The 23,735-nt window shown below is 70.3% G+C and carries 19 protein-coding genes; 5 read left to right on the top strand and 14 right to left on the bottom strand.

Going from position 1 to position 23,735, the window contains the following annotated elements; translation table 11 throughout:
* Positions 1-139 precede the first annotated feature (139 nt).
* Positions 140-1,108 carry an N-acetylglucosamine kinase gene (locus ACWCP0_RS05790; protein WP_451077607.1) on the bottom strand — a complete coding sequence of 323 codons (969 nt, stop codon included), beginning with the start codon at positions 1,106-1,108 and terminating at the stop codon, positions 140-142.
* Between the two features lie 71 nt (positions 1,109-1,179).
* On the opposite strand from ACWCP0_RS05790, the gene ACWCP0_RS05785 reads away from it, so the two are divergent.
* Positions 1,180-2,040 carry a MurR/RpiR family transcriptional regulator gene (locus ACWCP0_RS05785; RefSeq protein WP_451077606.1) on the top strand — a complete coding sequence of 287 codons (861 nt, stop codon included), beginning with the start codon at positions 1,180-1,182 and terminating at the stop codon, positions 2,038-2,040.
* 93 nt (positions 2,041-2,133) lie between these two features.
* On the opposite strand, the gene ACWCP0_RS05780 is transcribed toward ACWCP0_RS05785, so the two are convergent.
* The 11 genes from ACWCP0_RS05780 to ACWCP0_RS05730 form a co-directional block, all read right to left on the bottom strand.
* Entirely contained in the window at positions 2,134-2,469 is a 336-nt protein-coding gene (locus ACWCP0_RS05780) for an RNA polymerase-binding protein RbpA (RefSeq protein ID WP_351225356.1), read from the bottom strand.
* 110 nt (positions 2,470-2,579) lie between these two features.
* The gene (secG, locus tag ACWCP0_RS05775) at positions 2,580-2,816 is read right to left on the bottom strand and encodes a preprotein translocase subunit SecG (protein WP_451077605.1); all 237 of its coding nucleotides are present in this window, start codon (positions 2,814-2,816) and stop codon (positions 2,580-2,582) included.
* A 126-nt stretch (positions 2,817-2,942) separates the two neighbouring features.
* Positions 2,943-3,719, bottom strand: coding sequence for a triose-phosphate isomerase (tpiA, locus tag ACWCP0_RS05770; RefSeq protein WP_451077604.1), 777 nt, complete (start codon positions 3,717-3,719; stop codon positions 2,943-2,945).
* 7 nt (positions 3,720-3,726) lie between these two features.
* Positions 3,727-4,938 (bottom strand): phosphoglycerate kinase, encoded by a 1,212-nt coding sequence (locus ACWCP0_RS05765; protein ID WP_451077603.1) that lies wholly within the window; start codon positions 4,936-4,938, stop codon positions 3,727-3,729.
* A 106-nt stretch (positions 4,939-5,044) separates the two neighbouring features.
* Positions 5,045-6,049: a type I glyceraldehyde-3-phosphate dehydrogenase gene (gap, locus tag ACWCP0_RS05760; protein WP_451077602.1), complete on the bottom strand. Its 1,005-nt coding sequence runs from the start codon at positions 6,047-6,049 to the stop codon at positions 5,045-5,047.
* 189 nt (positions 6,050-6,238) lie between these two features.
* Positions 6,239-9,178 carry a M14 family zinc carboxypeptidase gene (locus ACWCP0_RS05755; protein WP_451077601.1) on the bottom strand — a complete coding sequence of 980 codons (2,940 nt, stop codon included), beginning with the start codon at positions 9,176-9,178 and terminating at the stop codon, positions 6,239-6,241.
* Between the two features lie 215 nt (positions 9,179-9,393).
* Positions 9,394-10,383, bottom strand: coding sequence for a DNA-binding protein WhiA (gene whiA / locus ACWCP0_RS05750; RefSeq protein ID WP_093653140.1), 990 nt, complete (start codon positions 10,381-10,383; stop codon positions 9,394-9,396).
* Positions 10,374-11,408: a gluconeogenesis factor YvcK family protein gene (locus ACWCP0_RS05745; RefSeq protein WP_351225369.1), complete on the bottom strand. Its 1,035-nt coding sequence runs from the start codon at positions 11,406-11,408 to the stop codon at positions 10,374-10,376. The genes whiA and ACWCP0_RS05745 overlap by 10 nt, the downstream gene beginning before the upstream one ends.
* A complete protein-coding gene (rapZ, locus tag ACWCP0_RS05740; protein ID WP_351225371.1) occupies positions 11,405-12,307 on the bottom strand; it encodes an RNase adapter RapZ in 903 nt (300 codons plus the stop codon). The genes ACWCP0_RS05745 and rapZ overlap by 4 nt, the downstream gene beginning before the upstream one ends.
* Positions 12,308-12,459: 152 nt before the next feature.
* Positions 12,460-14,505, bottom strand: a complete 2,046-nt coding sequence (gene uvrC, locus ACWCP0_RS05735; RefSeq protein WP_451077600.1) for an excinuclease ABC subunit UvrC — start codon at positions 14,503-14,505, stop codon at positions 12,460-12,462.
* A gap of 122 nt (positions 14,506-14,627) precedes the next feature.
* Entirely contained in the window at positions 14,628-15,056 is a 429-nt protein-coding gene (locus ACWCP0_RS05730) for a Rieske (2Fe-2S) protein (protein ID WP_451077599.1), read from the bottom strand.
* Positions 15,057-15,283: 227 nt separating this feature from the next.
* On the opposite strand from ACWCP0_RS05730, the gene ACWCP0_RS05725 reads away from it, so the two are divergent.
* Positions 15,284-16,201 (top strand): carbohydrate kinase family protein, encoded by a 918-nt coding sequence (locus ACWCP0_RS05725; RefSeq protein ID WP_451077598.1) that lies wholly within the window; start codon positions 15,284-15,286, stop codon positions 16,199-16,201.
* Positions 16,202-16,353: 152 nt separating this feature from the next.
* On the opposite strand, the gene uvrA is transcribed toward ACWCP0_RS05725, so the two are convergent.
* A complete protein-coding gene (uvrA, locus tag ACWCP0_RS05720) occupies positions 16,354-19,368 on the bottom strand; it encodes an excinuclease ABC subunit UvrA (protein ID WP_451077597.1) in 3,015 nt (1,004 codons plus the stop codon).
* 229 nt (positions 19,369-19,597) lie between these two features.
* Between uvrA and ACWCP0_RS05715 the strand changes: the two genes are divergently transcribed.
* From ACWCP0_RS05715 to ACWCP0_RS05705, 3 genes are all read left to right on the top strand, one after another.
* A complete protein-coding gene (locus tag ACWCP0_RS05715; RefSeq protein WP_451077596.1) occupies positions 19,598-20,287 on the top strand; it encodes a maleylpyruvate isomerase family mycothiol-dependent enzyme in 690 nt (229 codons plus the stop codon).
* A 21-nt stretch (positions 20,288-20,308) separates the two neighbouring features.
* A complete protein-coding gene (locus ACWCP0_RS05710) occupies positions 20,309-20,965 on the top strand; it encodes an MBL fold metallo-hydrolase (protein ID WP_451077595.1) in 657 nt (218 codons plus the stop codon).
* Positions 20,966-21,214: 249 nt separating this feature from the next.
* Positions 21,215-22,495, top strand: coding sequence for an MFS transporter (locus ACWCP0_RS05705; protein ID WP_451077594.1), 1,281 nt, complete (start codon positions 21,215-21,217; stop codon positions 22,493-22,495).
* Between the two features lie 160 nt (positions 22,496-22,655).
* On the opposite strand, the gene ACWCP0_RS05700 is transcribed toward ACWCP0_RS05705, so the two are convergent.
* Positions 22,656-23,678: a TerC family protein gene (locus tag ACWCP0_RS05700; RefSeq protein ID WP_451077593.1), complete on the bottom strand. Its 1,023-nt coding sequence runs from the start codon at positions 23,676-23,678 to the stop codon at positions 22,656-22,658.
* Positions 23,679-23,735 lie beyond the last annotated feature (57 nt).

Below are 23,735 nucleotides of genomic sequence, written 5' to 3'. Positions count from 1 at the left end.
CCGGCGACGGCCGGTTCGTTGCATGGGCTGGTTCGTTGCATGGGCCGGTTCACTGCGTGCGTCAACGAATCGCCGACTCGATGACTCAACGATTCACTTTCTCGCGCGCCACCCGGTTCAATGAATCAGCAGTGTGGACTCACGTCAAGAGCCGCGCGAGCGCCACCGCTCCGGCAGCGCCGTCCGCCACGGGCTCGGGCCTCAGCCCCAACTCCGCCGTACGCACGGCCAGCCGCTCCAGCAGCGGCCCTTGCGGTCCGAGCAGGCCACCGGTCGTGACCAGCGGCTCTCCGGGACGAGGAGCCAACGCGCCCACCGTGGCAGCCAGTTCGTCCGCGGCGCGGTCGAGCAGCGCCCGGGCCACCTCGTCGCCGGCCCCCGCCGCCGCCACCACGAAGGGGCTCAGCGCCGCGAGCTGCACCGGGTGCCCCTCGAAGGCGTATCCGATGATGCGTTCCCGGAGCGTCCTGCGCCCCTCCCAGGACTCCGGCAGGCCTTCCTCGTACCCCAGGCAGTGTGCGAGCAGCGGCTCCACCAGCCCGGTCCGCGGGCCACGCCCGTCGAGCGCCCTCAGCACCGCGGTCAGCGCCTCGCGGCCCAGCCAGAAACCGCTCCCGGCGTCGCCCAGCAGCCAGCCGTCCCCGTCGGCCGTGCGCACCGTCCGGCGGCCCGCCATCCGCGCCCCGGTCGCGCCGGTGCCGGCGATGACGACGATCCCGTCGGCAGGCGCCCCCGGCCCCGATGCGAAGGCGACGTCCGCGTCCCCGACCACCTCCAGGGCCGCGGGAGCAGCACCCACTGCCCCGAGTGCGTCGGCGAGGCAGCTCAGAGCGAGGTCGCGTCCCTTGCCGGGACCGCCGCCGGTCGACCCGCCGGCGAATCCGCCCACGACCGCGGCGACCGAGCCGCCGAGCCCGGACGGAACGGCCCCGGTGAGGGCGGCGGTGAGATGGCGGGTGAGGGCGTCGCGCCCGACGCTCATCGCGTTGCCCGGCCCGCCCGTGCCCTCGCCGATGACGGTGCCGCCCCGCGCGTCGGCCAGTCGCGCGCGGACTCGGGTACCGCCCGCGTCGATGCCGATGACCAGGCGGCTGATGGAATCGCTCATGGGTCCGCATCGTGGTTGATAGATTCACCGGAAACAATCCCCCGAGCGCCGGACGACGGAGAGGAGCAGCCGTGATCACCGCACTGATCCGTTCCGCGCTGCCACGGATGACGGGCTCGCTGCGCAAGATCGGCGAGCACGTCCTGGCCGACCCGCAGGGCGTGACCCTCGCCTCCGCCGCCGAACTCGGCCGCCGGACCGGCACGTCCCAGGCCTCCGTGACCCGTTTCTGCCGGGCGCTCGGCCTCGACTCGTACCAGCACCTCCTGCTCGAACTGGCCAAGGAGCAGGGGGGCCAGGCCGTCGACGAACGTCCTCTCGGCCCCGGAATCGGCCCGGACGACCCGCTGGACCATGTCGTCGCGGTCGTCGCCCAGGCCGATCAGCAGGCCCTGCGGCAGACCGTGGAGAGCCTCGACCGGGACGCGCTGGAACGCGCCGCGCTGGCCGTCGCCCGCGCCCGTCGCATCGATGTGTACGGAGTGGGCGCGTCCGGCATCGTGGCGCGGGAGACGGAGGCCCGGCTCTTCGGCATCGGCTGCGCCGCCCGGGGCTGGACCGAGGTGCATGCGGCGGAGACCTCAGCCGCTCTTCTGACGCCCGCCGACACCGTCGTGGCCCTGTCGCACTCCGGCGCAACCCGCGAGGTCCTGAGCCCTCTGCAGCTCGCTGCCGAGCGGGGCGCCACGACCGTGGCCGTCACCGGCGACCCTCGCTCGCCCATCGCCACCGCGGCATCGGTCCATCTCACCTCGACCTCGGCGGAGACCAGCTTCCGGCGCGGCGGCTTCGGCACCCGGCACTCGGTGCTGCTGATTCTCGACTGCCTCTTCGCGCGGGTGGCCCAGCTGACCTACGAGCGGGCCACCGCCTCGCTCGCTTTGACCGCACACATCGGCGACGCTCACGCCGTACGCACACGGCACCGCTGAAACGCGTCCGGGCCCGGCCCGCTCAGGAATCCAGGATTCCTCAGCGGGCCGGGCCCGTTGTCAGCGGCTGGAGGTCGGCCGAGCCTCGAGTGCTCAGATCTCGCCCCGGAGCTTGGCCAGCGCCTCGGCGAGGATCGCCTCGCCGTCCGCGTCGCTGCGCCGCTCCCGCACATACGCCAGATGCGTCTTGTACGGCTCGGTGCGCGGCGGGTCCGGGGGGTTGTCCCGGTCCTGACCGGCCGGGAACCCGCAGCGCGGGCAGTCCCAGCTCTCCGGAACCTGTGCGTCACTGGCGAAGCTGGGCTGTGTCTCGTGCCCGTTCGAGCACCAGAAGGAGATGCGGAGACGCGGTGCGGACTCGCCCCGCTCGGCCTCCCCCATCGGCCCCGCTCCGACCCGGCTTCCCCGGATCGCGTTGCCACTTGCCACGGTTGTAACTCCCTGCGTGATGGTGCTCGAAGATGCCCCAGTCTACGTAAGGCCCAACGCGCGTCCAGTGATTGGAGTTACACCCCCACCCCCGGGACGCCCGAAGTGCGTCAGCTGCCCATCTTCAGCAGCAGACCAAGTACGACAATGCACGCGAACCACATCAGAGCGACGACGATGGTGATGCGGTCGAGGTTGCGCTCGGCGACCGAGGAACCGCCGACGGACGACTGCATTCCGCCACCGAACATGTCGGAGAGGCCGCCGCCCTTCCCCTTGTGCATCAGCACCAGCAGCATCAGCAGCAGGCTGAAGACGATCAGGGTGATCGAGAACCCCATAACCACGGCTGGACCAACTTCCTCGGACGGGACAGGACTGGACAACAACGGAACAACTGATCAAGGAGACGGGGGCCGGGCCCGAAAGCCCCGGCCCCCGCAAGGGTACGACGGATCGGCGCTACGGCCTACTCACTGGTCACGGAACCGGACGATCTTGACGAATTCGTCCGTGCTCAGCGAGGCACCGCCGACCAGGGCACCGTCCACATCGGGCTGCGCCATGATCGCAGCGATGTTCCCGGCCTTCACGGAGCCGCCGTACTGGATCCGGACCTTGTCGGCCAGCTCCTGACTGTACAGCTCGGCCAGCCGACCGCGGATCGCCCCGCAGACCTCCTGGGCGTCCTCGGGGGTGGCCACCTCACCGGTGCCGATGGCCCAGACGGGCTCGTACGCGATGACGATGGACTCGGCCTGGTCGGCCGGGACGTCCTTCAGGCCGCCGTCGACCTGGTTCAGCGTGTACTGGACCTGCTGGCCGGCCTTGCGGACGTCCAGGCCCTCGCCGACGCAGAGGATCGGGGTCAGACCGTGCTTGAACGCGGCCTTCACCTTGGCGTTGCAGAGTTCGTCCGACTCGCCGTGGTACTGGCGTCGCTCGGAGTGACCGACGGCGACGTAGGTGCACTTCAGCTTGGCGAGCATCGGGCCCGAGATCTCACCGGTGTACGCGCCGGAGTCGTGCGCCGAGAGGTCCTGGGCGCCGTACTTGATCTTGAGCTTGTCGCCGTCCACCAGGGTCTGCACGGAGCGCAGATCGGTGAAGGGGGGCAGGACGGCGACCTCGACGGCGTCGTAGTCCTTGTCGGCGAGGGCGAAGGCGAGCTTCTGGACGTGGGCGATGGCCTCGAGGTGGTTGAGGTTCATCTTCCAGTTGCCCGCCATCAGCGGGGTGCGGGTGGTCATCGGTAGGTCAGTCCTCCAGTGCGGCAAGGCCCGGCAGCGTCTTGCCCTCGAGGTACTCGAGGCTGGCGCCGCCACCGGTCGAAATGTGGCCGAATGCGTTCTCGTCGAAGCCGAGCGTGCGGACGGCGGCGGCCGAGTCGCCACCGCCGACGACGGTGAAGGCGTTGCTGTCCACGAGCGCCTGGGCCATCTCGCGGGTGCCGCCCGCGTAGTCGGGGTGCTCGAAGACGCCCAGCGGGCCGTTCCAGAAGACGGTCTCGGCGTCGGCGATCTTGGACGCGTACAGCTCGCGGGTGCGCGGGCCGATGTCCAGACCCTCCTTGTCGGAGGGGATCTTGTCGGCGTCGACCGTGATGAACTCGGCCGGGGCCTTGGTCTTCAGGTCGGGGAAGTCCGACGAGGCCAGGGTGTCGACCGGCAGCACCAGCTCGACGCCGTGCTTCTCGGCGCGCTCCATGTACTCGGTCACGGTCGGGACCTGGTCCTCCTGGAGGAGGGAGATGCCGACCTCGTAGCCCTTGGCCTTGAGGAAGGTGTACGCCATGCCGCCGCCGATGAGCAGACGGTCGGCCTTGCCGAGGAGCTCGTCGATGACGGCGAGCTTGTCGGAGACCTTGGCGCCACCGAGGACGACCACGTACGGCCGCTTGACGTCCTCGGTGAGCTTCTTCAGGACGCCGACCTCGGTGGCGATGAGGTAGCCGGCGGCGTGCGGCAGCCGGGCCGGGAGGTCGTACACCGAGGCGTGCTTGCGGTGGACGGCCCCGAAGCCGTCGCCGACGTACACGTCGGCGAGGGAGGCGAGCTGCTCGGCGAAGGCGCCCCGCTCGGCGTCGTCCGTGGACGTCTCGCCGGCATTGAAGCGGAGGTTCTCGATGACGGCGACCCGGCCGTCGGCGAGGCCGTCGACGGTACTGCGGGCGGACTCGCCGACCGTGTCGGTCGCGAACGCCACGTCGGCGCCGAGCAGTTCACCGAGGCGCGTGGCGGCCGGGGCGAGGGAGAAGGCCGGGTCCGGGGCGCCCTTCGGGCGGCCCAGGTGCGAGGCGACGACGACCCGGGCGCCCGCGTCGGCGAGCGCCTTCACGGTGGGCAGTACGGCGCGGATACGGCCGTCGTCGGCGATGGCGGTGCCGTCGAGCGGCACGTTGAGGTCGGCGCGGACGAACACCCGCTTGCCGGTGACGCCTTCGGCGAGAAGTTCGTCGATCGTCTTCATGTGTGATGACTCCTAGAGGGGTCGAGGACAAGCGACAGGGCTCGTACAGCGCATCGTTGCGCTGCCCGAGCCCTGTGCTCACATCGAGGTGCCTACCGGCCCGTGATCAGAGCTGGTTGCCGACGAAGACCGTCAGGTCGACGAGGCGGTTGGAGTAGCCCCACTCGTTGTCGTACCAGCCGACGACCTTGACCTGCTTGCCCTGAACCATGGTCAGCTTCGAGTCGAAGGTGCAGGAAGCCGGCCAGTTGACGATGTCCGAGGAGACGATCGGGTCCTCGGTGTAATCCAGGATGCCCTTCAGCTGGCCTTCGGCGGCCTTCTGGAAAGCGGAGTTGATCTCGTCCTTGGTGACCTCGCGGTCGAGCTCCAGGACCAGGTCGGTGACGGACCCGGTCGGAACCGGGACGCGCATGGCGATGCCGTCCAGCTTGCCCTTGAGCTGCGGGAGGACCAGCGCGGTGGCCTTGGCGGCACCGGTGGAGGTCGGGATGATGTTCTCCGCGGCGGCACGGGCGCGGCGCAGGTCCTTGTGCGGGAAGTCCAGGATGCGCTGGTCGTTCGTGTACGCGTGGACCGTGGTCATCATGCCCTTGACGATGCCGAAGCTCTCGTCGAGGACCTTGGCCATCGGCGCCACACAGTTGGTGGTGCAGGAGGCGTTGGAGATGACGTGATGCTTGGCCGTGTCGTACTTGTCGTGGTTCACACCCATGACGATGGTGATGTCCTCGTCGCTGGCCGGAGCCGAGATGAGGACCTTCTTCGCGCCACCGGCGATGTGCTTCTCGGCGTCGGCCTTCTTCGTGAAGATGCCGGTCGACTCGATGACGATGTCGACGCCCAGCTCACCCCAGGGGATGTCGGCCGGGTTGCGCTCGGAGAGCACCTTGATGGTGTGGCCGTCGACCGTGATGGTGTCGGCGGTGTGGCTGACGTCCGCCTTGAGGCGGCCGAGGATGGTGTCGTACTTCAGAAGGTGAGCAGTGGTCGCGGTGTCACCCAGGTCGTTGACAGCCACGATCTCGATGTCAGCACCCTGCTCCAGCAGCGCGCGGAAGTAGTTACGACCGATGCGGCCAAAGCCGTTGATGCCTACGCGGATCGTCACGAACCGATCTCCTCGTTGGTACGCCGGTTTTTGACGCCGGCGAGCTGTATGGGATGTCCCCGACCGCTTATGACCCTACCTCCCTCGGGCAGCCGGAGTGACATCGAGCGCGCCCGTATTCACGGTGCCCACCGATGACCCGTACCTACCGACAAGTACGGGCCATCGGTGCCGTGCGACTACACAGCGTCAGCGCCGGAGCGCGCTGAGCGCCTTACCGATGATCTGCTTGCGCTCGGCCGCGGTCCTCACATGCTCCAGGCCGAAGCCGAGGAGCACGGTGTCCTGCGTCGTGACGGACGCGTAGGAGTGGAAGAGGGCGGGTGAGCGCGCCCAGTCGGAGCCGTTGCCCGGGCTGCCCGCCGGCGGTCCGGTCACGCTCCACGGTCCGAGGGAGGTCTCGAAGCCCTCGGCGCCCTGCGGGGTACCGCCGACGACGAGGCGCGTGTCGTCGGCGAAGACACCGAGGCCGCTGGTGCCCGGGTCGGTGATGTAGGAGATGGACAGCTCGACCTGCCTGCCCGCGTAGGCGCTGAGGTCGACGGAGACCGGCTGCCAGCCGTTGGAGCTGCCGGTGAAGCGGTTCCAGGCGCCGGTGGTGCCGGTCGGCGCGCAACTGTCGGTTCCGATGGTGAGGTAGCGGGCCAGGAAGGGGTGGCCGCCGATGTAGAAGCCCGCGTCGCATTCCGCGGGGGTCTCGGTGGTGGTGCCGCCGTTGGCGTCGGGCAGGGTCGTCCAGTCGTCCTGGCCGACGGTGTGGGCCTCGACGACCACGTTGTCGTAGTGCTCCTCCGTGTCGTAGCTGAGCTGGAACTGGAGGCTGGGCTCGGCCGAGGCCGCCGTTCCGGTCAGGTCGACGGTCCGGCTGAGCCGCATCCACGCGTCGTCGCTGTGCCTGGCCGCGGCGAAGCCTGTGCCTTCGTACGGCTCGAAGGGGGACCGCACGCCCGGGTAGTCACCGGCGGAGCTGCTGCGGAACTGCGGGAACCGGTCGGGCTTCAGGGTGTCGGAGGTGACGGTGTAAGCGCCCGCCGCGTTCAACGGGTTGTCCGCGGCGTCGCCGAGGACCGCCTTCGTACCGGCGAAGGGTCCCGTCCCGGCGAATCCGGGCGGGCTCTTCAGACCGGCGCGGTGGTACGCACCGAGGTAGTACTGGGCGAAGTCGTTCGACTCGGCGCGGCCGATGTTGACGCTGCCGCCGTTCTCCTCACCGGCGTTGATCAGCTTGCCGCCCTCGTTGACGTAGTCGCGGACGGCGAACATCACCGGGCCGGACGGCCTGCCGGAGCCGGTGTACCAGACGACGGTCCTGAAGTGGGACAGCACGCCGAGTGCGTGCGGGGTGCCCTGGGTGGCGACGTCCCAGACGGCGGCCTTGCGGCCGTTGTCGGCGAGCGCCCGGGTGTACGTGGCGAGGTGCGCGGCCGGGGCGCCCTCCTCCGCGAGGACGAGGGTGTCGGCGCCGCGCGGCCGTTCGGTGACGGTGTACGTGAACGGGGTGCTGGAGACCCGCTTGCCGTCGCGCGTGCGGCCGGTGAACCAGACCTCGACCTTGTCGCCCGGCCCGGTGTCCTCGACCTCGGCGCGGTACTGGTCGAAGCGGATGTTGTCCTCGCCGCCGTAGATGTCGCCGCCCTTCCACGGCTTCAGGTCCTCGTCGTGCGTACGGCCGCCGTTGACGCGGTAGTTGAGCTCCTTGTCGCGCAGCGACTTGCGGGCGGTGACGGAGACTTCCTGGTCCCCTCGGGCGTACGAGACCGAGAAGGCGTCCGGGGTGAAGTCCGGGGCCTCGATGCCGACCGGGGACGAGGGCTGGTCGGGGTGGGCGGCGGTCTCGGCGACGGCGAGCGCGAACGGGATGTTCTTGGCGAACTCCTGCTGGATCAGCTTCTCGTCGTCGGGGAAGGTGAAGACGGAGGCGCAGTCGGCCGGCTCCCAGGGGTCGTTCGGGTCGATCCTGGACGCGGTCGCGCAGGTCGACATCTCGGGGGTGAACATCATCATCCCGTTGACGTTGGCCGCGTGGCCGTCGGCCTCGCCGTTGGTGGTGTAGAGCTCCGAGGAGAGCTGCGGGCGGTAGCCGGGCACGGCGGAATTCTGCGGCGTACCGGCGAGGGACTCGTAGAGGACGTCGTCGGGGGTCGGTGTGCCGACCTGCCAGCCCACTCCGTAGAGCAGCAGCTGGGCGGCGGAGTGGTAGTTGATGCCGTACTCGAAGCCGATCCGCTTCTGGAAGGCGTCGATGGCCCTGGTCTCGGGCTCGGAGGCGGGGACCGTGCCCCTGTAGGTCTCGTCGGCGGGGTCGGGGGACGAACCCTCGTTGTCGTAGCCCCACTTGTAGGAGAAGTTGCGGTTGAGGTCGACGCCGTCGCCGGGGGCGATCTTTCCGTCGCGGTTGTTGTCGCGGAGGTTCTTGCGCCACTGGCGGTCGCCGTCGGGCGCGTGCGTGTAGTCGTAGCCGTCGGGGTTGGCGGAGAGCACGAACCACAGCTCGCTGGAGTCCACGATGCCGGTGATGCGCGGATCCTTGCCGTAGTTGGCCAGGTAGTGGTGGAGCAGCCGGCGGGTCATCTCGGGGGTGATCCACTCGCGGGCGTGCTGGTTGGAGAGGTAGAGGGTGGCCGGCTTGGCCCCGTCGTGGTACTTCTTGGCGCCCTTGGTGAGCTTGAGGGCGAGGATGTCCTGGCCCTTGAGGCTCTTGCCGATGCTGACGACCTTGGTGATGGAGGGGTTGGCCGCGGCGGCGGCGAGAATCTCCTCCTTGAGGCCGCCTTTGCCGCCGTAGGGGCGGAAGACGCCGTCCCCGGCGGCCGCGACGCGCTTCTGCGCCGTGGCGGAGACCGTGTGCTCGCTGATGTCCACGCCCTGGCCGCGGAGCTGACCGGCCTGGTCGTCGGTGAGGTACATCTCGATGGTGGCGGTGCCCTTGTCGGGCACCTGCTCGGTCAGTTCATGTCCGTCGGCACCGGCCGCGAGGAGCAGCGGCACTTGCGCCTTGGTGACTTCCGCATGCCATACGGAGAGTCCTTCGTCCTCTCCGCCCTGGTCGGCCTGGGCGAGCGGTGCAGCCGCCAGGCCGGCGATCAGGAGTGAGGTCGCGGCGAGGATCGATCTCGCTCTTCGTCTCATTGGCCCCCCTTGCTTTCGTCTGTCGCGAAAGAAAACAGATGCCAGGCTCATGACTGTTCATGATCATGTCAAGATGCCCGGGGGGCCGGCGACACGCCGCTGCCGACGCCCCAATGGGCGCCGGCAGCGGCAAAATTCACTCTTCGGAGGGACAACGGTGACCGCTGTCGCGGAGGGACTCGGGTGGCCCGGCCGTCACGGACGCGGGCCGGCCGTCATCCGACGAGCCCGTCGGCCATCTCCTCGGTGAGGTTGGACTCCGTGCCCGGGATGCCGAGGTCCTGGGCTCGCTTGTCGGCCATCGCCAGGAGGCGGCGGATGCGGCCCGCGACCGCGTCCTTCGTCAGCGGCGGATCCGCGAGGGCGCCCAGCTCCTCCAGCGACGCCTGCTTGTGCTCCATGCGCAGCCGGCCCGCGGCGGCGAGGTGCTCGGGCACCTCCTCGCCGAGGATCTCCAGAGCGCGCTGCACCCGGGCACCGGCGGCCACCGCGGCGCGGGCCGAGCGGCGGAGGTTGGCGTCGTCGAAGTTGGCGAGGCGGTTGGCGGTGGCGCGGACCTCGCGGCGCATCCGCCGCTCCTCCCAGGCCAGCACCGACTCGTGGGCGCCGAGCCTGGTGAGCAGCGCGCCGATGGCGTCCCCGTCACGGACCACGACCCGGTCGACCCCGCGCACCTCACGGGCCTTCGCGGCGATGGAGAGCCGGCGAGCGGCCCCGACCAGCGCCAGCGCGGCCTCCGGGCCGGGGCAGGTCACCTCCAGCGAGGAGGAGCGGCCGGGCTCGGTGAGCGAGCCGTGCGCCAGGAAGGCCCCGCGCCAGGCCGCCTCGGCGTCGCACGTGGCGCCCGAGACGACCTGCGGGGGCAGTCCGCGGATGGGGCGGCCCCGGCCGTCGACGAGCCCGGTCTGCCGGGCCAGCTGGTCACCGCCCGCCACGACCCGTACGACGTAGCGCGAGCCGCGCCGCAGTCCGCCGGGAGCCATCACCACGAGGTCCGAGGAGTGCCCGAAGATCTCCAGGATGTCCTTGCGGAGCCTGCGCGCCGCGATCCCCGTGTCCAGCTCCGCCTCGATCACGATGCGGCCGCTGACCAGGTGCAGCCCGCCCGCGAACCGAAGGATCGCCGAGACCTCCGCCTTTCTGCAGCAGGTCCGGGTGACGGGGAGCCGGGAGATTTCGTCCTTCACCGCTGCCGTCATCGCCATGGGCCGATCCTTCCATGCATCCGAAAAATACGGTCGTACGCGGCGGCCAGGAGCTCCGGATCGTGCTTCGGAGCTCCGTCGGGCCGGGCCACCGGCGCCAGCTCGACCGCGGCACCGAACCGCTCGGCGGCGACGGCGAGGGACTCGCGGTCGGGCACGGCGGCCTCGTCGGCCAGCACCACGTCCAGGGCGAGTTTAGGGGCGTGTCGTCCCAAAACCTCCAAATGACGCTGCGGGGAGAAGCCTTCCGTTTCTCCGGGCTGCGGCGCCAGGTTGAGGGACAGCACGCGGCGGGCCTTCGTCTCGACCAACGCGTCCAGCAGCTCGGGGACCAGAAGATGCGGGATCACCGACGAGAACCAGGAGCCGGGACCGAGCACGACCCAGTCGGCGTCGAGGACGGCCGCGACGGCCTCCGGGACCGCCGGCGGGTCGTTCGGCACGAGGTGCACGGACTGCACCTCGCCGGGCGTGAGCGCCACGGTCGCCTGCCCCCGGACCGTCCCCACCTCGTCGGGCTGTGCCGGATCATGGCCCTTGACCAGCGCCTGCAGCTCCAGCGGGACGGCCGACATGGGCAGCACCCTGCCGTGCGCGCCGAGCAGCCTGCCGACCAGGTCCAGGGCCTGCACATGGTCGCCGAGCTGCTCCCACAGGGCCACGATCAGCAGATTGCCGACCGCGTGCTCGTGCAGCTCGCCGTGCGACTGGAAGCGGTGCTGGATGACCCTCGACCAGGTCTGCCCCCAGTCGTCGTCGCCGCACAGCGCCGCGAGCGCCTTGCGGAGGTCGCCGGGAGGCAGCACGCCGAGCTCCTCACGAAGCCGGCCGCTGGAGCCGCCGTCGTCGGCGACGGTGACGACCGCGGTGAGGTCGCCGGTGATCCGCCGCAGTGCCGCGAGCGACGCGGACAGCCCCATCCCGCCGCCGAGGGCGACGACCTTGGGCTGTGCGCCGCGTCTGCGGCCTGCGCGGAGCGCATCGCTGCCCCGCAGCCGGCGCAGACGGAGAGTACGTCCGGTCACTCGCGCCCCATGTCCCGGTGGACGACGACGGTCTCGATCCCCTCGGAGCCGAGGCGGGCGGCGAGCTTCTCGGACATGGCGACCGAGCGGTGCTTGCCGCCGGTGCAGCCGACGGCGATCGTCACGTACCGCTTGCCCTCGCGCCGGTAGCCCGCGGCGATCAGCTGCAGCAGCTCGGTGTACTGGTTGAGGAACTCCTTGGCGCCCGGCTGGTCGAAGACGTAGGCCGACACCTCCTCGTTGAGGCCGGTGAAGGGGCGCAGCTCCGGGACCCAGTGCGGGTTCGGCAGGAAGCGGCAGTCCACCACGAGGTCGGCGTCGACCGGCAGGCCGTACTTGTAGCCGAACGACATGACCGTGGCCCGCAGCTCCGGCTCCTCGTCGCCGGCGAACTGGGCGTCCATCTTCGCGCGCAGTTCGTGGACGTTGAGGCTGGAGGTGTCGATCACGAGATCGGCGTCGCCGCGCAGCTCCCGCAGGAGATCCCGCTCGGCGGCGATGCCGTCGACGATCCGGCCGTCGCCCTGCAGCGGGTGCGGGCGGCGCACGGACTCGAAACGGCGCACGAGGGCCTCGTCGGACGACTCCAGGAAGACGATCCTACGGGTGACCTGCTTGGCGTCGAGGTCCGCGAGCGACTCGCGGAGGTTGTCGAAGAACCGCCGGCCGCGGACGTCCACGACGACGGCGATACGGGCCACGTTGCCCTGGGACCGTGCGCCGAGCTCCACCATCGTGGGGATCAGAGCGGGTGGCAGGTTGTCGACGACGAACCAGCCGAGGTCCTCCAGGCACTTGGCCGCAGTGCTGCGGCCCGCGCCCGACATACCGGAGATGATGACCAGCTCGGGGATGGCCGCCTCGGCGGCCTGCCCGGCCTCGGTCGTTGCCGTACTCACGTCTCCTGCTCCGTGTTCTTCTCGGTCTGCGCGGCCGTGCCGACCGGCGATTCCCTGCTGGTCGGCGCGCTTGTGCTGCTCAGCACCGCCTGGCGATCCGGTGCCGTCCTGCTGCTCAGCACCGTCCTGCTGCCCGGTTCTGTCCTGAGCGGTCATTCCGTGCTTCCCCCGTCCTCGGTCGTGCGTGCTGCCGGAACCCCGTCGTCCGCTTCCTCTTCAATGATCTCTCCTGTCGCCGTGTTCACGGCGGGCGCGGCCGGGGCCGCCTGGGAGAGGGCCACGACGAGGGACTCGGCCGTCTTCCTGCCCATGCCCGGCACCTCGCAGATCTGCTCGATTGTCGCCTGCCGCAGCCGCCTCACCGAGCCGAAGTGCTTGATCAGAGCCTGCTTGCGGGTCTCGCCGAGGCCGGGCACGGCGTCCAGCGGGCTGCTGCGCAGCCGCTTGGTGCGCTTGGAGCGCTGGTAGCGGATCGCGAAGTCGTGAGCCGTGTCACGGACGCGCTGGATGAGGTAGAGCCCCTCGCTGGAGCGCGGGAGCACGACCGGGTCGCCCTCGTCCGGCAGCCAGACCTCCTCCATCCGCTTCGCGATGCCGCACACGGCGACATCGTCGATGCCCAGCTCGTCCAGGGCCCGCTGGGCCGCCGCGACCTGCGGCCGGCCGCCGTCGACGAGCACGAGCTGGGGAGGGTAGGCGAACCGCTTCGGCTTGCCGTTGCCCTCGTCCGCCGCCACCTCGCCGCCCTCGGCCGACCGTCCCCTGCCTTCGGCGGGGAGACCCCATTCCCCCGTCTTCTCCTTCTCGGCCAGATAGCGCTTGAAGCGCCTGCTGATCACCTCGTGCATCGAGCGGACGTCGTCCTGGCCCTCGAAGCCCTTGATCTGGAAGCGCCGGTACTCGCTCTTGCGGGGCAGCCCGTCCTCGAAGACGACCATGGACGCGACGACGTCCTCGCCCTGCAGGTGCGAGATGTCGAAGCACTCGATCCGCAGCGGCGCCGAGTCCAGGTCCAGCGCCTCCGCGATCTCCTCCAGGGCGCGGGAGCGGGTGGTCAGATCGCTGGCGCGCCTCGTCTTGTGCAGGACGAGGGCCTGCTGCGCGTTGCGCTCGACCGTCGCCATCAGGTCCTTCTTGTCGCCGCGCTGCGGGATGCGCAGCGAGACGTTCGCCCCGCGCCGACCGCTCAGCCACTGGGTGACCGCGTCGACATCCTCGGGGAGGGCCGGGACGAGGACCTCCTTGGGGACGGCGTCGCCGCTCTCCTCCCCGTAGAGCTGCTGCAGTGCGTGCTCGACCAGTCCCGCGGTGTCGACCGCCTCGACCTTGTCGGTGACCCAGCCGCGCTGGCCGCGCACGCGCCCGCCGCGGACGTGGAAGATCTGGACGGCGGCCTCCAGCTCGTCCTCGGCGACCGCGATCAGGTCGGCGTCGGTGGCATCGGCCAGCACGACGGCGTTCTTCTCCATGGCCCGCTTCAGGGCCTCTATGTCGTCGCGGAGCCGGGCCGCCCGCTCGTACTCCATCTCCTCGGCCGCCGCCATCATGTCCTTCTCGAGGCGGCGGATGTACGTGCCGGTACGACCGGCCATGAAGTCGCAGAACTGCTCGGCCAGTTCGCGGTGCTCCTCCGGGGTGACCCGTTCCACACAGGGCGCCGAGCACTTGCCGATGTACCCGAGCAGGCAGGGGCGGCCGGTCCGGGTGGCGTTCTTGAACACCCCTGCGGAGCAGGTCCGCACGGGAAACACCCGGAGCATCAGGTCGACGGTCTCGCGGATCGCCCACGCGTGCCCGTACGGACCGAAGTAGCGAACGCCCTTCCGCTTGGCCCCGCGCATGACCTGGACGCGCGGGAACTCCTCGTTCATCGTCACCGCGAGATAGGGATAGCTCTTGTCGTCCCGGTACTTGACGTTGAAGCGGGGGTCGAACTCCTTGATCCAGGAGTACTCCAGCTGCAGCGCCTCCACCTCGGTGGAGACGACCGTCCACTCCACGGAGGCCGCGGTCGTGACCATCGTGCGCGTGCGCGGGTGCAGACCCGCCAGGTCCTGGAAGTAGTTGGCGAGACGCTGGCGCAGGCTCTTCGCCTTGCCGACGTAGATCACCCGGCGGTGCTCGTCACGGAACTTGTAGACCCCTGGCGAGTCGGGGATCTGCCCCGGCTGGGGACGGTAGCTGGAGGGGTCTGCCATGCCGCCCACCCTACTGGCGGCCAACGACAACCGGGGCCCGCCGTGGGAGGCCGTGACCCGCCGGGGAAGGCGGTGCGGGAGCAGGCAGGGCGCCCTTCGCGCCGGTGGTCGTTTACGGGTGGTTACGCGTCCGGGCCCGCGACGAGCTTTCCGTCCCGCACGGTGACCGGGACCTCCGGCAGCGGTACGGTCGCCGGACCCCGGAGGGCCTCGCCGGTGGTGACGTCGAAGCGGCTGCCGTGGCAGGGGCAGTTGCCCTCGGTGCCCTCCACCTTGTCCAGGAGGCAGCCGGCGTGGGTGCACTGGGCGCTGAACGCCTTGTACTCGCCCTTGGCCGGGCAGTGCACGACGACCCGCTGCTCGCGGTAGAGCTTGGCGCCGCCGACCGGGACCGCGTCCGCGGCGCCGAGATCGACGGGTGCGGTCGGGGTCGGGACCTGGGCATGGCCGAGCTTGGACTCGGTGGAGCAGGCGGCTACCCCCAGCCCGGCGGCCCCGGCGAGGGCAGCGCCTTTCAGCACGGTACGGCGGGCTGCGGGCTGGCCGGGCATGAAGTCTCCACTGGTCGGGGCGGGTGCGTCGGCATCGGCGTCGGCGACAGACCCGACGATACCGGCGCAGATCGCGGCACCTGCGGCCGGGGCGGGGTGCCCGGGGCGGGCCCCGGAAGGCCGGGCCGTGCAGGGTCGAACCCGGCTCGAGCCCGGCTCGGTCCCGGCGGGCCGGGAGCCCTGGGCGCACTGTCGTCCGACCGGAACCATGGGTTACGTTTTCAGCCGTGATCGTCATCGCCGGTGAGTCCCTGATCGACCTGGTCCCACAGCGGGCGGCGGTCGACGGTGAGCCGCTGCCCCCGTTGCTGCCACGGCTCGGCGGTGGCCCGTACAACACGGCCGTGGCGCTCGCGCGGCTGGGCACGCCCGTCACCTTCTGCTCCCGCATCTCCACGGACGGCTTCGGGGAAGCGTTGCTCGGCGGGCTGCGTGCGGCGGGCGCCGGGACGTCGCTGGTGCAGCGCGGGCCGGAGCCGACGACGCTCGCGGTCGCGGCGATCGGGGCGGGCGGCTCTGCGGGGTACGGCTTCTACGCCGCGGGGAGCGCGGACCGGCTCTTCGAGCTGCCGCCCGAACTCCCGCCAGCGGTGCGGGCGTTGGCGCTGGGGACGTGCTCACTGGTACTGGAGCCGGGCGCGAGCGCGTACGAGGCGCTCCTGCTGCGCGAGGCGGCGCGCGGGGTCTTCACCCTGCTCGATCCGAACATCCGCCCGGGGCTGATCGCGGACCCGGACGCGTACCGTGCCCGCTTCGACGGCTGGCTCCCCTCGGTGTCGCTGCTGAAGCTCTCCGAGGACGACGCGAAGTGGCTGGGGGGCTCACCTGAAGAGTGGCTGGCGAAGGGCCCGGCCGCGGTGGTGCTCACCCGCGGTGAGCGAGGACTCACCGTGTTCACCCGGGACGGCGTGGAAGCCTCCGTCCCCGCGGCGGCGGTGACCGTCGCCGACACGATAGGGGCGGGCGACACGGTGAACGCGGCTCTGCTGCACGTCCTGGGGCGACGCGACGCCCTCTCCCCCGGGGCCGTGCGTGCCTTCGACGCCGCCGCCTGGTCCGCGGTCCTCACCTTCGCGGCCCGCGCCGCGGCGGTGACGTGCTCCCGTACGGGAGCGGAGCCCCCGTACGGGTCGGAGCTGGGGTGATCCTCGGGGCGAGCCCCGGAACTCCCGAGCCGACCCGCTTCCTGACGCGCCTGAAAGCCACGGGGCCCGAGGACTCGTCCCCCAGACCCCGCCGGCCCGTCGCCGGACCTGCCGCCCCAGGGTGAGGGGCGGGGCCGGCGACGGGCCAAAAGTCAGGCCTTGCGCGCGCGGGCGCGCGAGGTGGCCTGCTTCTTCACCGGGGTCGCGTTCGCCGTCACCGTCTTCTTGCTCACCGCGGTGGAGTTGGCCGAGACCGTCTTCCTGGCCGCGGCCTTCTTCGCCGCCGTCTTGCGTGACTGCGGCGGCACCGCGTCGCTGATGCGCTCCGCGCTGAGGATGTCGCGCAGGAACTTGCCGGTGTGGCTCGCGGGGACGCCCGCGACCTCCTCCGGAGTCCCCTCGGCGATGACGAGGCCACCGCCGCTGCCGCCCTCGGGGCCCATGTCGACGACCCAGTCCGCGGTCTTGACGACGTCCAGGTTGTGCTCGATGACGATCACCGTGTTGCCCTTGTCGACCAGGTTGGACAGCACCTTGATCAGCTTCGAGATGTCGTCGAAGTGCAGACCGGTGGTCGGCTCGTCGAGGACGTAGACCGTGCGGCCCGTGGACCGCTTCTGGAGCTCGCTCGCCAGCTTGACGCGCTGCGCCTCACCACCCGACAGCGTCGGTGCGGACTGCCCGAGCCTGACGTACCCGAGACCCACCTCGTTCAGCGTCTTCAGGTGGCGGGCGATCGTCGGGACGGCCTCGAAGAAGTGCAGGGCCTCCTCGATCGGCATGTCCAGGACCTCGGCGATCGACTTGCCCTTGTAGTGGACCTCCAGGGTCTCCCGGTTGTAGCGCGCGCCGTGGCAGACCTCGCACGGGACGTACACATCCGGCAGGAAGTTCATCTCGATCTTGATGGTGCCGTCACCCGAGCAGTTCTCGCACCGCCCGCCCTTGACGTTGAAGGAGAAGCGGCCGGGCAGATAGCCGCGCACCTTCGCCTCCATCGTCTCGGCGAAGAGCCTGCGGACGTGGTCGAAGACGCCGGTGTACGTCGCCGGGTTGGAGCGGGGCGTACGGCCGATGGGCGACTGGTCCACGTGCACGACCTTGTCGACGAGATCGTCGCCGTCCACGCGCGTGTGCCGCCCGGGCACCGACTTGGCCCCGTTCAGCTCGCGCGCCAGATGGGTGTACAGGATGTCGTTGACCAGGGTCGACTTCCCGGAGCCGGAGACTCCGGTGACGGCCGTGAAGACCCCGAGCGGGAACGACACGTCGATGTCGCGGAGGTTGTTCTCCCGGGCGCCGTGCACCGTCAGCCGGCGGGTCGGGTCCATGGGGCGCCGGACGTCCGGCGTCGGGATGGACTTCTTCCCCGACAGATACAGCCCGGTCATCGACTCCTCGTTGTCCAGGAGCGCCTTCAACGGTCCGGAGTGGACGACCTTGCCGCCGTGCTCACCGGCGCCCGGGCCGATGTCGACGACCCAGTCGGCGGTCTTGATGGTGTCCTCGTCGTGCTCCACGACGATCAGCGTGTTACCCATGTCCCGCAGCCGGACGAGCGTCTCGATGAGCCGGTGGTTGTCGCGCTGGTGGAGTCCGATGGACGGCTCGTCCAGCACGTACAGCACGCCCACCAGCCCGGAGCCGATCTGCGTGGCGAGCCGGATGCGCTGCGCCTCGCCGCCGGAGAGTGTGCCCGCCGCGCGGTTCAGCGAGAGGTAGTCGAGGCCGACGTCGACCAGGAAGCGCAGCCGCTCGTTGACCTCCTTCAGCACCCGCTCGGCGATCTTCTTGTCCCGGGCATTGAGCCTGAGCTCGCCGAGGAACTCGGCGCACTCGCTGATCGACATCGCGGAGACCTCGGCGATGGACTTCTCCATGACCGTGACCGCGAGGACGATCGGCTTGAGTCGCGTGCCCTGACAGGTGGGGCAGGGCACCTCGCGCATGTAGCCCTCGAAGCGCTCACGGCTGGCGTCGCTCTCGGCCTCGCTGTGCCGCCGCCGGACGAACTCGACCGCGCCCTCGAAGGCCGGGGTGGTGTACGCCCGCTCCCGCCCGTACCGGTTCCGGTAGCGGACCTCGACCTGGGTCTTGTGCCCGTACAGCAGGGCCTTCCTGGCACGCTGGGGCAGGCCGGCCCACGGCATGTCCGTGCTGAAGCCGAGCGCCTGGGCGAGCCCGCCGATCAGCCGCCCGAAGTACTCCCTGGTGTGGCCGTGGGACCACGGGTGGATCGCGCCCTCGTCGAGCGACCGCTCCTCGTCGGGGACGAGCAGGTCGGGGTCGACCTCCATGCGTGTACCGATGCCGGTGCAGTCCGGGCAGGCGCCGAAGGGCGAGTTGAAGGAGAAGGAGCGGGGCTCCAGCTCTTCGAACGACAGGTCGTCGTACGGGCAGTACAGATGCTCCGAGTACATCCGCTCGCGCTCGGGGTCGTCCTCGGGGAGGTCGACGAAGTCGAGCACGACCATGCCGCCCGACAGACCGAGCGCGGTCTCGACCGAGTCGGTGAGCCGGCGCTTGGCGCTCTCCTTGACGGTGAGGCGGTCGACGACCACCTCGATGGTGTGCTTCTCCTGCTTCTTCAGCTTGGGCGGCTCGGTGAGCTGGACGGTCTGCCCGTCGACCCTGGCGCGCGCATAGCCCTTGGTCTGGAGGTCGGAGAAGAGGTCGACGAACTCCCCCTTGCGCTCGCGCACGAGCGGCGAGAGCACCTGGAAGCGGCTGCCCTCGGGCAGCTCCAGCACCTTGTCCACGATGGCCTGCGGCGACTGGCGCGAGATGGGACGGCCGCACTCGGGGCAGTGCGGCTTGCCGATCCGGGCGAAGAGCAGCCGGAGGTAGTCGTAGACCTCGGTGATCGTGCCGACGGTGGAGCGCGGGTTGCGCGAGGTGGACTTCTGGTCGATCGAGACGGCCGGGGAGAGGCCCTCGATGAAGTCGACGTCCGGCTTGTCCATCTGCCCGAGGAACTGACGGGCGTACGAGGACAGCGACTCGACGTACCGACGCTGTCCCTCGGCGAAGATCGTGTCGAACGCGAGAGACGACTTGCCCGACCCCGAGAGCCCGGTGAAGACGATGAGTGAGTCACGCGGGAGGTCGAGCGAGACGTTCTTGAGGTTGTGCTCGCGAGCGCCACGGACGATGAGACGGTCGGCCACGCCGGGTCCGCACCTTTCTTGAGTCTTGAGAGAGGTCGTGAAGAAGCGGGGGCACCGCCCCCGGTCCCGGACTGCTCCAGGCTAGGGGCGCCGCCAGATCGATGACGGCCGGACGGATGAATGCCTGACTACCAAGGATGCCTCTACCGAGCCTATAGCACGCGCATTCGATTTCCGGGCAGGCTCCACCACCTTCACCCGAACGTGTGGCGGGGCTATCGTCTTCCCCATGATCGATCCTGTGCGCGACCTGACCGCCGTGCGTGAGGCGACCGACCGGTTGCTGCGCGCAGCCGCCGAACTGGACAACGCGGCGGTCGCCGAGCCGTCACGGCTCACCGGCTGGAGCCGCGGCTACGTCCTCGCCCATCTCGCCCGTAACGCGGACGCGCTCGTCAACGTTCTCGAAGGCCGTCCCATGTACGTGAGCGGCGAGGCACGCGACGCCGACATCGAACGGGACGCGCCGAGACCGCTCTCCGTCCAGCTCGAGGACGTACGCGAGAGTGCCGAACGCTTCCGGACCGCAGGCGCCGCGGACGCCGACTGGTCCCGCACCGTCGAGCTGCGCAACGGGGTGAAGGACGCGGCGGCCCGTATCCCCTTCCGGCGCCTCGTCGAGGTCGAGCTGCACCACGTCGACCTCGGCATCGGCTACGAGCTGGAGGACCTCCCGGCGGATTTCGTGGCGCGCGAGATCGACTTCCTCACCGAGCGGTTCGCCGGGCACAGGGACGTACCGTCCACCGCGGTCGTCGCCGACGACGGCCGGTTGTGGAGCACGGGCGGCGGCGCCGACGGCGGGCCGGTCACCGTCAAGGGCCCGGCGCCCGACCTGCTCGGCTGGCTGGCCGGCCGCCGCGACGGCTCGGCCCTGGAAGTCACGGACGGATCGCTTCCCCTGCTGCCGCCGCTGTAGTCGGCTGAGTACGCTGACCCCATGACATACAGCGGAGCGGTCAAGGTCGGCGGTCCTGCGGATGTGCACGAGCTCAAGGACGTGATGATCTCCAAGGTCGCGGTCGGACCGATGGACAACAACGCCTATCTGCTGCGCTGCCGGACGACCGGCGAGCAGCTGCTGATCGACGCGGCCAACGAGCCCGAGACCCTGCTCACGTTGATCGGTGACGACGGCATCACGTCCGTCGTCACCACGCACCGGCACGGGGACCACTGGCAGGCGCTGGCCGAGGTGGTGGACGCCACCGGGGCCCGTACGTACGCGGGCCGTCACGACGCCGAGGGCATCCCGGTGCCCACCGACGTGCTGGTCGACGACGGCGACACGATCCGGGTCGGCCGGGTCGAGCTCACCGCCCGCCACCTGATCGGACACACCCCGGGCTCCATCGCCCTGGTCTACGACGACCCGCACGGCCACCCGCACGTCTTCACCGGTGACTGCCTCTTCCCCGGCGGGGTCGGCAACACCCACAAGGACCCCAAGGCATTCGCGAGCCTGATCCACGACGTGGAGACGAAGCTCTTCGACGAGCTCGCCGACGAGACCTGGGTCTACCCGGGGCACGGCAACGACACGACCCTGGGCGCCGAGCGGCCCCACCTTCCGGAGTGGCGCACTCGCGGCTGGTGAGTGCCCGCCGGGCGCTGATGCGGATCCATGTCGCGCCCCCGTACGCCCCCGTAACCAGGGGCGATCACGGGTAGTTGGCGCGACATGCGCAAAAGTCACGCTCCGTCGCCGACTGCTCGCTCGGCCTCTGGTTCCTCCGCCGGCTCCTCCTCGGCTTCCGATCCAGACGCTTCCGGTCCCGGCACTTCCCGTCCCGACGCTTCCGATCCCGACGCTTCCGATCCCGCCGCATCCGCTCCCGCTGTTTCCATGACGCGGCTCGCCGCGGCCTCCCTCGCAGGGACGGCCGTGGAGTTCTACGACTTCTTCGTGTACGGCACCGCCGCAGCGCTCGTGCTCGGGCCGCTGTTCTTTCCGACGTTCTCGCCGCTCGCGGGGACGCTGGCCGCCTTCGGCACGTTCGCGGTCGGCTTTGTTGCGCGTCCGCTCGGTTCCGTGCTCTTCGGCCACGTCGGCGACCGGTACGGACGACGGCCGGTCATGTTCGCCTCGCTGCTGCTGACCGGGCTGGCCACGGTCCTGGTCGGCTGTGTGCCGTCGTACGCGACCCTCGGCGTCACCGCTCCCGTACTGCTCCTGGTGCTGCGCTTTCTGCAGGGGCTCGGGCTCGGCGGCGAGTGGGGCGGGGCCGTGCTGCTGACCGCCGAGCACGCGCCCGCAGCGCGGCGCGGGCTGTGGGCGAGCTTCCCGCAGATCGGTCCGGCGGTCGGATTCCTGCTGGCCAACGGGGTGATGCTGGCGCTGTCCGCGGGGCTGAGCGAGGAACAGTTCCGGGAGTGGGGCTGGCGGGTGCCGTTCTGGGCGGCGGGGCTGCTCGCGGCGGGCGGACTGCTGCTGCGCAGTTCGCTGGCGGAGACCCCGCAGTTCCGGCGGATCACCGAGCCCGCCCGACTGCCGCTGGCCGAGGTGCTGCGCGGGCACTGGCGCCTGGTGCTGCTGACCGCAGGGGCGCTGGCCGTCGGATACGCCGTCTTCTACGCCGTGTCCACCTGGTCCCTGGCGTACGGCACCGAGCGGCTCGGCGTCAGCCGGACGGCGATGCTCACGTGCATCATGGCGGCCGTGGCGATCAAGGGCGCCGCCACGCCGTTCGCGGCCATGCTCGGCGACCGCTACGGCCGGCGACCGCTGTGCCTCATCGGGTGCACCGCGACCGCGCTGTGGATGTTCCCGATGGTGGCGCTGCTGCAGACCGCCGAGCCGCTGCTGATGTTCGCCGGGTTCCTGGGCGCCCTGCTGGCGTTCATCACCATGTTCGCGGTCGTCGCTGCGTATCTGCCGGAGCTGTACGAACCGAGGGTGCGGTGCACCGGCGCGGCCGTCGGCTACAACCTGGCGGGAGTCCTGGGCGGCGCGCTGACACCGATCGTGGCCACGGCGATGGCGGGCGGAAGCGGTCCGCCGTGGGGCGTCGCCGCATATCTGACCGTGATCGCCCTGCTCAGTCTCGGGTGCTTCGCGCTGCTGCCGGAGACCCTGCCGGCGCGGATGGCCGTGGCGGAGCCGGCGGAGGAGGGAGCGGCCGCCTGAGCGCGCCGTCCGGTCCGGTGCGGCCGCGGCGGGCGGGACGCAGACATGCCTCCACGTGAACGCCGGCCGGGTTGCTGGGCAACCCGGCCGGCGTTCTGCCGCGTACGGCACGTGCCGACGTCGCGCACGGAGGTGCGTCCGGCGCGCCGGCTCAAGCCCCTCAGACGTCGATGCTGTCCTTCTGGGCCGTGCCGCCCGCCTCGGCCGCAGCCTGCTCGGCGGCCTCGGCCGCCTCACGCTGCTCCTGCTTCCTGGAGGCGATGAGGCTGGTGATCGTGGTGATGATCAGCACACCGCAGATGACCGCCAGCGAGAACGGGATGGAGATCTCGGGGACATGGACCCCCGACTCGTGCAGCGCGTGCAGCACCAGCTTGACGCCGATGAAGCCGAGGATCACCGACAGGCCGTAGCTCAGGTGGACCAGCTTCTTCAGGAGTCCGCCGATCAGGAAGTACAGCTGGCGCAGGCCCATCAGCGCGAAGGCGTTGGCCGTGAAGACGATGTACGGGTCCTGGGTCAGGCCGAAGATCGCTGGGATGGAGTCCAGCGCGAACAGCACATCCGTGGTGCCGATGGCGAGCATGACGACCATCAGCGGGGTCAGCACGCGCTTGCCGTTGACGCGGATGAAGAGCTTCGTGCCGTGGTACCGGTCGGCGACGCCGAACTTCTTCTCGATGGACTTGAGGAGGCGGTTCTCCTCGAACTCGTCCTCCTCCTCGTCGGAGCGCGCCTCCTGGATGAGCTTCCAGGCGGTGTAGATCAGGAACGCGCCGAAGATGTAGAAGACCCACGAGAAGCTGGCGATGATCGCGGCGCCGGCCGCGATGAAGATCGCCCGCAGGACCAGGGCGATCAGGACACCCACGAGCAGCACCCGCTGCTGGAGGTGGGACGGCACCGCGAACTTCGCCATGATCAGGACGAAGACGAAGAGGTTGTCGACACTGAGCGACTTCTCGGTGATGAAGCCCGCGAAGAACTCTCCCGACGCCTGGCTCTCGCCGGCCACCAGGAGGCCGAGGCCGAAGAGGACGGCGAGGACGATCCAGACCACCGTCCAGATTCCGGCTTCCTTGACCGACACATCGTGCGGCTTGCGCCCGATGAAGAAGTCGACCGCGATCAGGGCCACCAGACCGAGAATGGTCAGCACCCACATGGTCCATGAAACGTCCACTGCGCCTCCGGCGTCGTACGGCTACTTGATCAGCGTCGTCGCTGCCGGAGGTCTCTT

Source organism: Streptomyces sp. NPDC001970 (genome assembly GCF_053594115.1).
This window is presented reverse-complemented; position numbering and strand designations above follow the sequence as displayed.

What these genes read in the sequence shown, in the direction of transcription:
- ACWCP0_RS05755 (WP_451077601.1), bottom strand. Translation starts at nt 9,178, where the DNA reads ATGAGACGAAGAGCGAGATCGATCCTCGCCGCGACCTCACTCCTGATC.
- ACWCP0_RS05715 (WP_451077596.1), top strand. Translation starts at nt 19,598, where the DNA reads ATGATCGATCCTGTGCGCGACCTGACCGCCGTGCGTGAGGCGACCGAC.
- ACWCP0_RS05790 (WP_451077607.1), bottom strand. Translation starts at nt 1,108, where the DNA reads ATGAGCGATTCCATCAGCCGCCTGGTCATCGGCATCGACGCGGGCGGT.
- ACWCP0_RS05710 (WP_451077595.1), top strand. Translation starts at nt 20,309, where the DNA reads ATGACATACAGCGGAGCGGTCAAGGTCGGCGGTCCTGCGGATGTGCAC.
- whiA (WP_093653140.1), bottom strand. Translation starts at nt 10,383, where the DNA reads ATGGCGATGACGGCAGCGGTGAAGGACGAAATCTCCCGGCTCCCCGTC.
- tpiA (WP_451077604.1), bottom strand. Translation starts at nt 3,719, where the DNA reads ATGACCACCCGCACCCCGCTGATGGCGGGCAACTGGAAGATGAACCTC.
- ACWCP0_RS05730 (WP_451077599.1), bottom strand. Translation starts at nt 15,056, where the DNA reads ATGCCCGGCCAGCCCGCAGCCCGCCGTACCGTGCTGAAAGGCGCTGCC.
- uvrC (WP_451077600.1), bottom strand. Translation starts at nt 14,505, where the DNA reads ATGGCAGACCCCTCCAGCTACCGTCCCCAGCCGGGGCAGATCCCCGAC.
- ACWCP0_RS05765 (WP_451077603.1), bottom strand. Translation starts at nt 4,938, where the DNA reads ATGAAGACGATCGACGAACTTCTCGCCGAAGGCGTCACCGGCAAGCGG.
- ACWCP0_RS05705 (WP_451077594.1), top strand. Translation starts at nt 21,215, where the DNA reads ATGACGCGGCTCGCCGCGGCCTCCCTCGCAGGGACGGCCGTGGAGTTC.